Here is a 13,804-nt window from a genome sequence, read left to right on the forward strand (position 1 = left end):
GGGCACAAACAAAGGGGGGGCACCGGATGGCTCGGGACAGGACGACGGCGTCCAGGAAGCCGACCCCGCAAAATAACCAGAACATGTCACAGGGAGATGATGATGACATCGAAGGACACCCTGCAGCGGGTCCACCCGGCTGCACAGATGTACGCGCGCGAATTCAAGGCCGGGAAACTTGACCGCCGCGAATTCCTGACGCGCGCCACCGCGCTCGGCGTCTCCGCGGCGACGGCCTATGCGCTCGGCGGCCTCGGCAGCCCGGCGCAGGCGGCGGCCCACGCCCAGTCCGGCGGCACGCTGCGCATCCAGCAGGAGGTCCGCGCGCTGAAGGATCCGCGCACCTACGACTGGACGCAGATGGCCAACTTCTCGCGCGGGTGGCTGGAGTACATGGTGGAGTACAACCGCGACGGCACCGTGCGTGGCCTGCTGCTGGAAAGCTGGGAAACCAACGACGACGCCACGGAATACACGCTGCACGTCCGGCCCGGCGTGACCTGGAACAACGGCGACGCGTTCACCTCGGCGGACGTGGTGCGGATGTTCGAATACTGGTGCGACAAGACGGTGGAGGGCAATTCGATGGCCGGCCGCATGGCCTCGCTGATCGACCCCGCCACCTCAAAGATGATCGAAGGTGCGGTCACCGCCACCGACGACATGACCGTGACGGTCAAGCTGCCCGCGCCCGACATCGCCATCGTCGTCGGCATGGCGGACTATCCGGCGGCGGTCGTGCATGAAAGCCATGACCCCGACACCATGCTGACCAACCCGATCGGCACCGGCCCCTACCTGCCCGAAAGCCTTGAGGTCGGCGTGAAGGCCGTGCTGGTCAAGAACACCGATCACACGTGGTGGGGCGCGGATGCCGAGGACATCGGCGGCGCATACCTCGACCGGATCGAGTTCATCGACTACGGCACCGATCCGGCCTCGTGGATCGCGGCGGTCGAGTCCGAAGAAGTCGACATGCTCTATCAGAACGTGAACGAGTTCATCGAGATCGCCGACGCCATCGGCTGGGAGAAGTCCGAGGTGGTCACCGGCGCGACCGTGGTCATGCGCTTCAACCAGCAGACCCCGGTGGGCGACGCCCCGGTCTACGACAATGCCAAGCTGCGCGAGGCGCTGGTCAAGGCGGTCGACAACTCGATCTGCCTGGAACTGGGCTATGCCGGCCGGGGCACCGTGGCCGCCGACCACCACGTCGCGCCGGTACATCCGGAATACGCCGACATCGGTCCCGCCGAATACGCCCCCGACGAGGTTGCCGCGCTGCTGGAGGAATCCGGCATGGCGGACTTCGAGCATGAACTGATCTCGCTCGACGACGGGTTCACCAAGAACACCGCCGACGCGGCGGCGGCGCAGATGCGCGACGCGGGCATCAACGTGCGCCGCACCGTCCTGCCGGGCTCGACCTTCTGGAACGACTGGGCGAAATACCCGTTCTCGATCACCGAGTGGAACCACCGACCGCTGGGCGTGCAGGTGCTGGCGCTGGCCTACCGCACCGGCGAGGCGTGGAACGAGGCGGGGTATTCCAACCCGGAGTTCGACGCCAAGCTCACCGAGGCCATGTCGATCTCCGACGCGGAGGCGCGCAGCGCGGTGATGAAGGACGTGGAGACCATCCTGCGCAACGATCACGTCATCATCCAGCCCTACTGGCGGTCGCTCTACCGGCACTTCAAGCCGGGCGTCGTGGGCGCCGAGATGCACCCCTCGTTCGAGATCCACGTCTACAAGCTGGGTCTCGCCGCCTGACGCGACATCCGATCGGCCGTCCTCCCCCGGGAGGGCGGTCTTTTCGTTCCGGTCGGGCCATGCGCGCGGTTCCGGACAGACCTCACGGAGGCGCCCTTGGGCCTGTTCATCCTCAGACGTGTCGGCACGATGATCCTGACCGCGCTCTGCCTGACATTCATCGTCTTCTTCCTGACGAACCTCTACCCGAACCTCGAAAAGCTGGCGAAGTCCGAGGGCAACTTCCGGATGACCGACGTCGAGGTGGCGACGTTCCTGTCGAGCAACGGCTACCGCTCGCCGGTGGACCCGGAGGTGCTGGCCGCCTACCGCTCCGGCCAGATGACGCAGGAGGAGGCCAGCGCGCAGCTCAACACCGGCTTCGACCCGCGCCTTCTGCGGAACTACGCGGAGTGGCTGGGCGTGGCGCCGGGCTACGTGATCGAGACCCCGTCCGGCGAGGTCAACGCCCGCTGCCAGGCACCCGGCACGGCGCTGGAGGAAGCTCCGCGGTTCTGCGGCATCCTGCAGGGCAAGTGGGGCCGCTCCACCGTCTTCAAGGAACCGGTGGGTGACGTGATCGGCACGCGGCTGGCGCTGACCGGCCGGCTGATGCTGTGGGTCATGCTGCTGATGGTGCCCGCCGCGCTGATCGTCGGCGTGCTGGCGGGGATGCGCGAAGGCTCTCCGCTGGACCGGTCGCTGTCGACCTTCTCCATCGCGACCACGGCGACGCCCGAATACGTGTCGGGCGTGATCTTCATCGCGGTCTTCACGTCCTCCGCTGTCGGATTGAAGTGGTTCAAGGGATCGGCGACCTCGGCCATGGAGGCGCCGACTTTCGACAACTTCTTCCTGCCGGTCTTGACCATCGCGCTTTACGGCATGGGCTACATCGCCCGGATGACGCGCGCGTCCATGGCCGAGGTCATGAGCGCCCAGTACATCCGCACCGCCCGCCTGAAGGGCGTGTCGTTCGGCAACATCGTCCTGAAACACGCGCTGAGGAACGCGCTGATCGCGCCGTTCACCGTCATCATGCTGCAGTTTCCGTGGCTCCTGAACGGCGTGGTGATCGTCGAGTCGCTGTTCAACTACAAGGGCTTCGGCTGGACGCTGGTACAGGCCGCGTCGAACAACGACATCGAGCTGCTCTTGGGCGTGTCGGTCGTGTCGGTGATCGTGGTGCTCGTGACGCAGCTCATCTCCGACATCGGCTACGTCTACCTCAACCCGCGCATCAGCGTCACCTGAAGGAGAGGCCCATGGACCCGCTGACATGGACCGGAAGCCTCGGCACCGTCCTCAATCCGATCCTCGTGATCCTCGTGCCGCTGTTCCTGGTGGCCGTGGTGCTGCGCATCCTGTTGTCCATCTTCGAGCCCGACACCGGCATACAGGCCAACCCGGACGGCACCATCGTCGCCACCGGTGGCGTCTGGGGGCTGTCGCGGGCGGCGGTCAACTGGCTGGGTGTGCTGCTTGTCGCGCTGGCGCTGGCCTACCTGATCGGCGGCATCGTCATGGACACCGCCGCGGGCATCCTCGGCGGCATGGCGCGGCGGCTCCTGCCCGTGTGGATCGCCCTGACCGCGACCTTCGGCCTGTCGGTCGTCTACAAACGCAGGCTGGGGCTTTACGGGAAACTCTTCGACTCGACCATCGGAATGATCGGTTTCGGCCTCGTGATGTTCTGGGTCTATACCGCGATCTTCACCGGCCTCTTCGACATGATCGCCACGCATGACCCGCTCGGCCAGAACGCGCTTCTGAAGAACAAGGTGCCCGGCACGCCGCTGGGAGAGGAAGGCGAGTATCCCTATTACCTGCTGGGCGGCGACAATCTGGCCCGCGACGTGTTCAGCCGGGTCGTGGCGGGCTCCACCATCGTCATGGCCATCGCGCCGCTGGCGACGCTGTTTGCCTTCATGGTCGGTATCACGCTGGGCCTGCCCGCGGGGTATTACGGCGGCAGGCTGGACACGTTCCTGTCCTTCCTCGCCAACCTTATCCTCGCCTTCCCGGTGATCCTGCTGTTCTACCTGCTGGTCACGCCCGAGATCGTGGCGACGGGCCTGCCGCAGTACATGGCGGTCGTGCTGTTCGTCTTCCCGCTGGTGTTCTTCGGCGTGCTGATCCACGCGCGCTGCCGTACGCAACCGGCGAGGAACTGGGTCTACCTGGCCATCGTTCTGGTGCCCCTGACGCTGGTCTACCTGTCGCTGATCAACGCGCCGCTATCGAAGATCGACTTCTGGCCGCTCGACCTGTTCGACGTGCCGGGCGGTATCCTCGTGGTCTTCGTCTCGGTTGTCTTCGTGAACTCGCCCACCGTGTTCCGCATCGTGCGAGGCCTGACGATGGACATCAAGACCCGCGATTATGTCGCCGCCGCCCAGACACGCGGCGAACGGCCATGGTATATCATGCTGTGGGAGATCCTGCCCAACGCCCGCGGGCCGCTGATCGTCGATTTCTGCCTGCGCATCGGCTACACGACGATCCTTCTGGGGACGCTGGGATTCTTCGGGCTGGGCCTGCCGCCCGAAAGCCCGGACTGGGGAACCACGATCAACGAGGGGCGGCGCCTGCTGGCGGTCTACCTGCACCCGGCCATGCCGCCGGCGCTGGCGCTCCTGTCGCTGGTGCTGGGGCTGAACCTGCTGGCCGACGGGCTGCGGGAGGAATCGTTGCGCGACTGAAACCTGTCGGACCGGGGGCCAGCCCCCGGACCCCCGAGGTATTTTCCGCCAAGATGAAGGACATGGTCCGGAGAGGGACAAGATGACTGAGAGCTACGACGGGCCGATCCTCGATATCGAGGATCTTTCGATTTCCTTCTTCACGCGGTTGAGGGAGATCCCTGCCGTGATGGATTTCTCGGTCAAGGTGATGCCCGGCGAGGCGGTGGGGCTTGTCGGCGAGTCGGGATGCGGCAAGTCGACGGTGGCGCTGGGGGTCATGCAGGACCTTGGCCGGAACGGCAGGATCGTCGGCGGCGCCATCCGGTTCAAGGGGCGCGACCTGAACGCCATGAGCCAGGAGGAGCTGCGCGACATCCGCGGGTCGGAGATCGCGATGATCTACCAGGAGCCCATGGCCTCTCTGAACCCGGCGATGAAGATCGGCCGGCAGTTGATGGAAGTGCCGATGATCCACAAGGGCGCCTCCGAGAAGGAAGCCCGTGCCCGCGCGTTGCAGGTGGTCACCGACGTGAAGCTGCCCGATGCTAAGCGGATTCTCGACAGCTATCCGCATCAGTTGTCCGGCGGACAGCAGCAGCGGATCGTGATCGCCATGGCCTTGATGGCGGAGCCATCGCTCCTGATCCTCGACGAACCGACCACCGCGCTGGACGTGACGGTTGAGGCGGCGGTCGTCGAACTGGTGAAGGAGCTGGGCAAGAAATACGGCACCTCGATGCTGTTCATCTCGCACAACCTCGGGCTGGTGCTGGAGACCTGCGACCGGATCTGCGTGATGTATTCCGGCGAGGCGGTGGAGACCGGGTCCATCGAGGATGTCTTCGACCAGATGCAGCATCCCTACACGCAGGCGCTTTTCAGGTCGATTCCGCTGCCCGGCGCCGACAAGACGACCCGCCCGCTGGTGGCCATTCCCGGCAATTTCCCCCTGCCCCACGAGCGTCCGCCGGGCTGCAACTTCGGGCCCCGCTGCGACTATCTCGAGGCGGGGCGCTGCGATGCGGTCAACCGGGTTCCGATGGAGCCGGTGCCCGGAGACGAACGCCACCGCACGCGCTGCTTGAGGTTCCGCGAGATCGACTGGCATGCGCCGCCCGCCAACGTGGTGACCAGGGCAAAGGCGGAACCGGGGCGCACCATCCTGAAGATGGACGACCTGAAGAAGTACTACGAGGTCGCTGCCAACAAGCTGTTCGGCGGCGGGACCGGCCGGAAGGTGGTGAAGGCGAACGAGACGCTGACCTTCGAGGCCCGCGAAGCGGAGACGCTGGCCATCGTGGGCGAATCCGGTTGCGGCAAGTCGACCTTTGCCAAGGTGCTGATGGGACTGGAAACCGCGACCTCCGGCCAGATCCTGCTGGACAACCGCAACATCGAATCGACGCCCATCGAGGCGCGCGACACCCAGACCATTGCCGACGTGCAGATGGTCTTCCAGAACCCCTTTGACACGCTGAACCCGTCGATGACCGTGGGACGGCAGATCATCCGGGCGCTGGAGATCTTCAACCACGGCACGTCGGATGCCGAGCGGCGCGAGGAAATGCTGCGCCTTCTGGACCTCGTGAAGCTGCCCCGTGCCTTCGCCGACAGGATGCCGCGGCAATTGTCGGGCGGGCAGAAGCAGCGGGTCGGCATTGCGCGGGCCTTTGCAGGCGGTGCGCGGATCGTGGTGGCGGACGAACCTGTCTCGGCGCTCGACGTGTCGGTGCAGGCCGCCGTGACCGACCTGCTGATGGAGATCCAGCGCGCTCAGAAGACGACCCTGCTGTTCATATCGCACGACCTCTCGATCGTGCGGTATCTCAGCGACCGGGTCATGGTGATGTACCTCGGGCACGTGGTGGAACTGGGCACGACCGACCAGGTCTTTGCCCCGCCCTACCATCCCTACACGGAGGCGCTGCTGTCGGCCGTGCCCATCGCCGACACCTCGGTCAAGAAGAAACACATCGTCCTCGAAGGCGACGTGCCTTCCGCGATGAACCCGCCGCCCGGATGCCCGTTCCAGACACGATGCAGGTGGAAGTCGAAGGTGGCCGGGGACCTTTGCGAACGCGAGGTGCCGCCGGTCAGGATACTTGCCGAAGGGCACCAGGTGAAATGCCATCTGCCTGACGCGGACCTGGCGGGCATGGAGCCGGTGATCACCGTCGCGGCGGAATAGGCGGTCGGTCGCGCGACGGAGGCGAAAGGGTGCGCGCCGGTCGGATTGGCTTCGCCGGTGGGTGCGGGGCACATGGTTTTAGCGCGGCCTTATGGCTTTGGTCTTCGGATAGCTGCGGGTGGGGTTGCAACACCTCCGGCCTCTCCCCTCTGGCAAGGGTCTCGTGTCGCCTAAGGCTTCGCGTTCGGCGCAGGCACAGGCGGCCCTTGCTCCTGCCGCGCAAGTGACAGGGTGCGCTCTTCCCCGCCGTCGTGGGATGTGCGGACGTAATACGGAGAGATTGACGAGAGCGCGAGAACCTCGGCCTGCTGGCGCAGGGTCAGGGGCGTGTCGAACCGGCAATCGACGACAAGATCGCGGACCATGCTCATCCGGCCTTCGAACGGGTCGTGCGTTCCGACACGCAACTGGAACGGCACACCGCCTTCGGCGCCCGCGTCCCTGAGCGCGTCCATGTCATCGGGATGGAAGCGGAAACCGCCCCGTCCGAGTGTCAGGATCAGGCCGTGCGCCTCCTCCTCGCCGAAGATCAGGGTGGCACCGACTCGGCAGGCGCGCCGGTTGTAGACGAGCGCAAAGGCCCAGCGGACGGCAAGGTCCATCCCGAACAGCAGCGCAATGAAGACCACCATGAGGGCGAGCACGGCACCGCCGCTGACGACCTTGTTCTCCTCCAGCATCTTCTCGACCTCTTCCCAGTCGATCCGGCCTTCGGTGACCGCCTCCTGAAAGGTTTCAGGCGCGTCGGCCTGGCTGTGCTGGCCGGCACTGTTGCAGGCCAGTGTCGACTGATGTTCGAACTCCGCCAGCATCGCGCGCAGGTGTCGGGGGTCGTAAGGCGCCGAGGTGTAAGAAAGCCGCTCCCCCTCTGCCATCAGCTCCAGCGCGATGCCGCTGAGCCCGCCAAGTCGATTGCGCTGCAGGTCATTGAGAATCGAGAATTCCGACAGCCCGTCCATCTGTGAGGCAATGCGTTCCGCCACAAGCTGGTCGATCGTTCGCTGCTTCTGCGGGAGGGCAGCGAGTGTCCGGGCCAGCGACAGAAGTTCCGCGGGCAGCTTGCATGCCTCTGCCCTGGCCACGCCGGGCATGAGCACCATCAGCAAGATCACGGCGGCCACGACGAACAGCCGCGCGCCCTGCACGGCCTTGCCCGTCCGCCTGCCGATCTCCGCGCGGCCCATAGCCCTCATATCCCTTGCCACCGCTCTTAGCGCGGCAGGGTGCCACCAAAGCAATAATCCGGGATTAAGGCGCGACGGTTTCGACGCACGGAAGGTCCGGGGTCAGCTGCCCCAGATCACCTTCACGTAGTTCTTCGTCTCGCGGTAGGGCGGCACGCCCTTGTGCTTTTCGACCGCCCCGGGACCCGCGTTGTAGGCCGCGAGCGCCAGTCGCCACGATCCGAACTTGCGGTACTGGATCTTGAGGTAGCGCGCGCCACCGTCGAGGTTTTCCGCCGGGTTGTGCGGGTCGACGCCAAGCGCCTTGGCCGTGGCGGGCATCAGCTGCGCCAGTCCGATGGCACCCTTGTGCGACAGGGCCTTCGGGTTGAACCGCGATTCCTGCATCACGAGCCGGAGGAAGAGGTCCTCGGGAACGCCGTGTTTCTGCGCCGCAACCCTTGCGAGCACGGCGTATTCGCCGTTGTAGCGGCCCCGGTACTTCGGGACGGTGCCGTTCTCGGCACCTTCGACACCCCACTTGGTAGGCGTCACCACCTTTGGCGGCTGAAGCCGCACCGAGCTCTTGTATTGTTGCGCTGCGCGACTGTCCAAAACTCCCGTCTGCGAGGAGAAAAGGTTCGCGCGGTTCTTGGTCGAAATGATCTCGGCCCCTGCACTTCCGGCTGTGATCGCCAGGAAAATGCTCAGGCCGACTGCCAAGCGTGCCCCCGCCATGGTCCGTCCCTTGTTCGTTGCCGCCGTGTTGTTCTGTTGGTCTTTGCGCGGGACTATACCCAAAAATCGCTCAATCGGAACCCCTGTGGTCCGCTCTGTTTGCCCCCCCTTTGCACCGCGTGTAGAAACGGCAGACATTCGCCGATGCGATTCTAGGTTTCGAGAGGGAGAAACATGGCCGGTTCCGTCAACAAGGTGATCCTCGTGGGCAATCTCGGGCGCGACCCGGAAGTGCGTACCTTCCAGAACGGGGGCAAGGTCTGCAACCTGCGGATCGCCACGTCAGAGAACTGGAAGGACCGCAATACGGGCGAGCGCCGCGAACGCACGGAATGGCATTCGGTCGCGATCTTCTCCGAGCCGCTGGCCCGGATCGCCGAGCAATACCTGCGCAAGGGTTCGAAGGTCTACATCGAGGGCCAGCTTGAAACGCGCAAGTGGCAGGACCAGTCTGGTCAGGACCGCTATTCGACCGAGGTCGTGCTGCGCCCCTACCGTGGCGAGCTGACCCTGCTCGACGGCCGCAGCGATGGCGGCAGCGGTGGTGGTGGCGGCGGCTCGTTCGGCGGCGGTGGCGACAGCTACGGTGGCGGCGGCTACGACGACCGCGGTTACGACGACCGCGGCGGCAGTGGCAGCGCCGGTGGCGGTTCCGGCCCCTCCCGCGCGCCGTCCCGCGATCTGGACGACGAGATCCCGTTCTGAGTCAGTCCCGGGTTCTGCAAACACAAACCGCCGCACATCCTGCGGCGGTTTTTTTTTGCGCTGACACGTGGGCGGCGCGCCCTGTCAGTCCTGACGCTCCCCCGCCCCCAGCGGGCGCTCGTCCGGCTCCATGAAGCCGCACCCGACCAGCGCGCCCTCCAGCGCCTCCTCGGCATTGATGAGCGGAAGACCCATGACCATGCCGCCGCGCTGGCTTTCGATCACCACGCCCTTGCCGCCGCGCATCGCGCGGATCAGCGGCTCTTCGGGCACGACCGTCGCCGTGACTCCGTTGCTGATCGTGCGGAACGTCTTTTCGAAGGTCTGGCCGTCCACCGTCAGGTAGAAGGTCTGCTGGCCCGGTGGCGTGCCGGGGATCAGCAGATCGCTGATACCGCCCTGCTGACAGAAGTAATACAGCCCCGACTGACCGTTCTGCGTGTCGATCCCCGCCCAGAGGATCGCGCCGTCCTGGATCGCCCCGCCGTTCCACGTCGGGATGTGGGTCGAGGGCTGGACATGGTTGGCATTGCACAGGCGCCGGATGCAGGCGTGATAGCCAGGGGTGTCCCCCTCGCTCGCCAGGCAGTTGCCCATGCAGGAATTCGTCTGCGCCACCGCACCGCCGGACAGGACGGCCAACGCCACGGAAAACGCCGCTGCAACAGACTTCATTCAAATGCCCTCCAGAAAAATGGTCCTGAGAATTACGGCCACAGCCCCCGAGTCGGCGCAACCCTTGTTCGGCGGCAAGGCTTGGCCTATGTCTGCCCCTCGCAATCACCCTCAGGAACCAGACCCATGCCCATCCGCCTGCCCTCGGACCTTCCCGCCTTCGACGTGCTCACGCGCGAGGGCGTCATGGTCATGTCCGAGGAACAGGCCGCGCGGCAGGACATCCGTCCGCTGCGGATCGGGCTGCTGAACCTGATGCCGAAGAAGATCCAGACGGAGAACCAGTTCGCCCGCCTGATCGGGGCGACGCCGTTGCAGATCGACTTCCAGCTGATCCGCATGACCGAGCACCAGACCAAGAACACCGCCGCCGAGCACATGGAGGCCTTCTACCGCCCCTTCGCCGAGGTGGCCGACTCCGGCGAAAAGCTGGACGGTCTCATCATCACCGGCGCCCCGATCGAGCACCTGCCCTTCGAGGAGGTCACGTACTGGGAGGAACTGACGCAGGTCTTCGACTGGACGCAGACCCATGTGCATTCCACCTTCGGCGTGTGCTGGGGCGGGATGGCGATGGTCTACCATTTCCATGGCGTGCCCAAGCACATGCTGGACGCCAAGGCCTTCGGCGCCGTGCGGCACATCAACCGCGCGCCGACCTCGCCTTACCTGAACGGCTTCTCTGACGACATGGTCATCCCCGTCTCCCGCTGGACCGAGATGAACCGCGCCGAGATCACCGCCGCGGGCCTGCCGATCCTGATCGACAGCGAGACGACCGGCCCCTGCCTCGTCGAGGACCCGGCGCACCGCGCGCTCTACATCTTCAACCACCTGGAATACGATTCCGGCACCCTGAAGGAAGAGTACGACCGCGACATCGCCGCCGGGAAGCCGATCAACGTGCCCGCGAATTACTATCCGGGCGACGATCCGGCGCTGACGCCGCAGAACCGCTGGCGCAGCCACGCTCATCTTCTTTACGGCAACTGGATCAACCAGATCTACCAGTCGACACCTTACGAGCTATCCTCCATCGGGTCATGAACGACACGACGGAGGACAGGTGAAACCGCTGATGTGGGCTGCATACGTTCTGGCGTTCGGGGCCGCGGCCTGGGGGCTGAGCCACCTGCGCGCTGGTCTGCGCGAGCGCGCGGCAGAGGCCGCCTTCCCCCCCTCCGGCCAGTTCGTCGAGGTCGGCACGACGCGCGTCCACTACGTGACCAAGGGCGAAGGCCCGGACGTGGTCCTGATCCACGGCATGTCCGGAAACCTGCGCGACATGACCTTTTCGCTGGTCGACCGGCTGGCGCAGGGCTTCCGGGTCACCGCCTTCGACCGGCCCGGCATGGGGTATACCGACCGGCTGCACGACGGCGGCGAAACCATCGTGGAACAGGCCGCGCTGCTCTCTGCCGCCACCCGGGCGCTGGGGTTGGAGAAGCCCGTCCTCATGGGCCAGAGCTACGGCGGCTCCGTCGCGCTGGCCTGGGCCGTGGAATTCCCCGAGACCGTCTCGGCCCTCGTGCTGACCGCCAGCCCGTCCTACCCATGGGACGGCGGCATGTCACGGCTCTACAAGGTGAATTCGCACCCGATCCTCGGCGCCCTCGCCATCCCGTTCGAGGCGGCGTGGGTCCCGTCGAGCTACGTGCAGGGAGTGGTGGAAACCGTCTTCGATCCGCAGGACATGCCACCGGGCTATGACCGCCACATCGGCGCGCCGCTGACGATCCGGCGCACGGCGCTGAAGGCCAACGCGCTGCACCGCGCGGGTCTGCTCGACCAGATCACGGAACTGGAGCCGCGCTATGACAAGCTGTCGGTCATGCCGGTGGAGCTGGTGCACGGCACGGCGGACGACACGGTGGGGATTGGCATACACTCCGAACCGCTGGCAGACCGTCTGCCCCACGCGCGGCTGACCGTGCTGGAGGGCGTGGGCCACATGCCCCACCACGTCCGCGAAGGCGCGGTGGTGGAGGCGATCCGGCGCGCCCACGAGCGCGCCCGGTATGGCGGCGACGACTGACCTCAGCCCGCGTCGAGCACATCCTCGGCCAGTTGCACCACGTCGGACGGAGCGCGCAGGTACTTGCCCGTTTCGCTCTCGTTCAGCACGATCACCCGCGCGCCGTTCTTCACCTGCTCCGCAAGGTGGATGATGTCCTGGTTGAACAGCCGGATACAGCCCGAGGACACCGCGTGCCCGATGGAGGCAGGGCTGCGCGTGCCGTGAATGCGGTAGAGCGTGTCCTTGCCGTTCCGGTACAGGTACAGGGCCCGGGCGCCCAGCGGATTGTCCAGCCCGCCCTCCATGCCGTCCTTGAACTGGTTGTAGACCTCCGGTTCGCGCTTGATCATGTTCTGCGTCGGGGTCCACCGCGGCCAGTCGCGCTGGTAGGCCACTTTCGCCTCGCCATTGAACGCGCGTCCCGCGGCACCGACCGCAACGGTGTACTGCATGGCCTGATCGTTACCCTGCAGGTGATACAGCTTCGTGGCGCCCGGATCGACGATGATCGTGCCGGCCGGATACGGCGCATAGTAGTCGACCAGCTGGCGCTTCTTTTCCTCGCTGAGGTATTTCTCCGGCACCGCGGGAATGGTCATACCGTTGTCCTGTGTCGACATGTACATGGACCGTGTCTCGGGCTGCAGCGGACGCTTGCGCGGCGGCTCGGGAGGCAGCACCTCCACCTCCGCCAGGTAGCCGTTTTCGGTCATGGCCACGTTGGGCACCGGTTGCGGTTGCGCCTCGGACACGTCCGAGACCGGGGGAAGCGGACGCGCACAGGCTGCCACAAGCGCGAGAAGAACCAGCCCGGCGACCGGTTTGGGGACTTGCGATATCATGAGATGCCTTTCCAGTATTCTTCGAAAGGCAAACGGTTCGTCCGGCTCGATTGTTCCGCCGCTCGGCAGCAGTTTGCCATCATCCGCACACAAAGCCATACTCACGACAACCCAACGGACGGAAATCATGCCCCAAGACCTGCCTTTTGACGGTGCCATCACACGATACGCCGAAAACGATGCTCCAAAGGACGTGCGGGCGGCGATCGCCTCAGCCGACAAGAACGACATTCTCGACGCGGGCTACCCCTACACCGAACAGATGTCCGGCAAGGACTATGACAAAGAGCTCGAGGCGTTGCAGATCGAACTGGTCAAGATGCAGGCGTGGGCCAAGCAGGAAGGCCACCGGATCGCCATGGTCTTCGAGGGCCGCGACGCCGCCGGAAAGGGTGGCACCATCGCCCGCTTCCGCATGAACCTGAACCCGCGCGGTGCCCGTGTCGTGGCGCTTCCCAAGCCGACCGACCGGGAGGCGACCCAATGGTATTTCCAGCGCTACGTGGATCACCTTCCCGCCGCCGGCGAGATCGTGTTCTTCGACCGCTCTTGGTACAACCGCGGCGTCGTGGAGCATGTCTTTGGTTTCTGCACGGCACAGCAGAGGGAGCACTTCTTCTCTCAGGTCCCGGACTTCGAAAAGATGCTGGTCGATGAGGGCATCCACCTCTTCAAGCTCTGGCTCAACGTGGGCCGGGCCGAACAGCTCCGCCGGTTCCTGAAACGCGAATCCGATCCGCTGAAACAGTGGAAACTGAGCTGGATCGACGTCGAGGGGCTGAGCCGCTGGGAGGCCTATTCCGCCGCGATCCAGGAGACGCTGCACCGCTCGCACACCGCCGCCGCGCCTTGGACCATCATCCGGTCGGACGACAAGAAACGCGCGCGACTGTCCGCGATCCGGCACGTGCTGACGCGTCTCGACTATTCACGGAAGGACCAGCAGGCACTTGGCCATCCTGACCCGGCGATTTGCGGCGGACCGGACATCTGGGACGCCTGAGCCCTTTCCCTGCCCGGGCGCGCAGGCTAAGTCCCTG

The 13,804-nt window shown here is 65.5% G+C and carries 12 protein-coding genes; 8 read left to right on the forward strand and 4 right to left on the reverse strand.

Translation table 11 applies throughout. From position 1 onward, the window contains the following. Window positions 1-102: 102 nt before the first annotated feature. From ACU0DV_RS21455 to ACU0DV_RS21470, 4 genes are all read left to right on the forward strand, one after another. The gene (locus ACU0DV_RS21455; protein ID WP_370313924.1) at window positions 103-1,773 is read left to right on the forward strand and encodes an ABC transporter substrate-binding protein; all 1,671 of its coding nucleotides are present in this window, start codon (window positions 103-105) and stop codon (window positions 1,771-1,773) included. 96 nt (window positions 1,774-1,869) lie between these two features. Continuing rightward, a complete protein-coding gene (locus ACU0DV_RS21460) occupies window positions 1,870-3,006 on the forward strand; it encodes an ABC transporter permease (RefSeq protein WP_283983499.1) in 1,137 nt (378 codons plus the stop codon). An 11-nt stretch (window positions 3,007-3,017) separates the two neighbouring features. Then, window positions 3,018-4,454: an ABC transporter permease gene (locus tag ACU0DV_RS21465; RefSeq protein WP_446241827.1), complete on the forward strand. Its 1,437-nt coding sequence runs from the start codon at window positions 3,018-3,020 to the stop codon at window positions 4,452-4,454. 82 nt (window positions 4,455-4,536) lie between these two features. Then, complete coding sequence (locus ACU0DV_RS21470; protein WP_446241826.1) at window positions 4,537-6,624, forward strand: dipeptide ABC transporter ATP-binding protein; 2,088 nt, start codon at window positions 4,537-4,539, stop codon at window positions 6,622-6,624. A 170-nt stretch (window positions 6,625-6,794) separates the two neighbouring features. On the opposite strand, the gene ACU0DV_RS21475 is transcribed toward ACU0DV_RS21470, so the two are convergent. Beyond that, window positions 6,795-7,808 (reverse strand): hypothetical protein, encoded by a 1,014-nt coding sequence (locus ACU0DV_RS21475; protein WP_446241825.1) that lies wholly within the window; start codon window positions 7,806-7,808, stop codon window positions 6,795-6,797. A gap of 102 nt (window positions 7,809-7,910) precedes the next feature. Further along, window positions 7,911-8,525, reverse strand: a complete 615-nt coding sequence (locus tag ACU0DV_RS21480) for a lytic transglycosylase domain-containing protein (RefSeq protein ID WP_283980211.1) — start codon at window positions 8,523-8,525, stop codon at window positions 7,911-7,913. A 174-nt stretch (window positions 8,526-8,699) separates the two neighbouring features. Here ACU0DV_RS21480 and ssb point away from each other — a divergent pair, with 174 nt between their 5' ends. Beyond that, on the forward strand, window positions 8,700-9,230 hold the full coding sequence (gene ssb, locus ACU0DV_RS21485; protein ID WP_446241824.1) for a single-stranded DNA-binding protein: 531 nt from the start codon (window positions 8,700-8,702) through the stop codon (window positions 9,228-9,230). Between the two features lie 84 nt (window positions 9,231-9,314). Here the strand turns inward: ssb and ACU0DV_RS21490 are convergent, their stop codons facing one another. Beyond that, complete coding sequence (locus tag ACU0DV_RS21490) at window positions 9,315-9,905, reverse strand: hypothetical protein (RefSeq protein ID WP_370313917.1); 591 nt, start codon at window positions 9,903-9,905, stop codon at window positions 9,315-9,317. Between the two features lie 126 nt (window positions 9,906-10,031). On the opposite strand from ACU0DV_RS21490, the gene ACU0DV_RS21495 reads away from it, so the two are divergent. Together ACU0DV_RS21495 and ACU0DV_RS21500 are read left to right on the forward strand one after the other, a co-directional pair. After that, a complete protein-coding gene (locus tag ACU0DV_RS21495) occupies window positions 10,032-10,952 on the forward strand; it encodes a homoserine O-succinyltransferase (RefSeq protein WP_100930376.1) in 921 nt (306 codons plus the stop codon). A 19-nt stretch (window positions 10,953-10,971) separates the two neighbouring features. Further along, entirely contained in the window at window positions 10,972-11,940 is a 969-nt protein-coding gene (locus ACU0DV_RS21500; protein ID WP_446241823.1) for an alpha/beta fold hydrolase, read from the forward strand. A 2-nt stretch (window positions 11,941-11,942) separates the two neighbouring features. Here the strand turns inward: ACU0DV_RS21500 and ACU0DV_RS21505 are convergent, their stop codons facing one another. Beyond that, complete coding sequence (locus ACU0DV_RS21505) at window positions 11,943-12,764, reverse strand: L,D-transpeptidase (protein ID WP_446241822.1); 822 nt, start codon at window positions 12,762-12,764, stop codon at window positions 11,943-11,945. A 127-nt stretch (window positions 12,765-12,891) separates the two neighbouring features. On the opposite strand from ACU0DV_RS21505, the gene ppk2 reads away from it, so the two are divergent. Continuing rightward, a complete protein-coding gene (gene ppk2, locus ACU0DV_RS21510; RefSeq protein ID WP_446241821.1) occupies window positions 12,892-13,767 on the forward strand; it encodes a polyphosphate kinase 2 in 876 nt (291 codons plus the stop codon). The last annotated feature ends 37 nt before the right edge of the window (window positions 13,768-13,804 follow it).

The organism is Sagittula sp. (assembly GCF_052825245.1).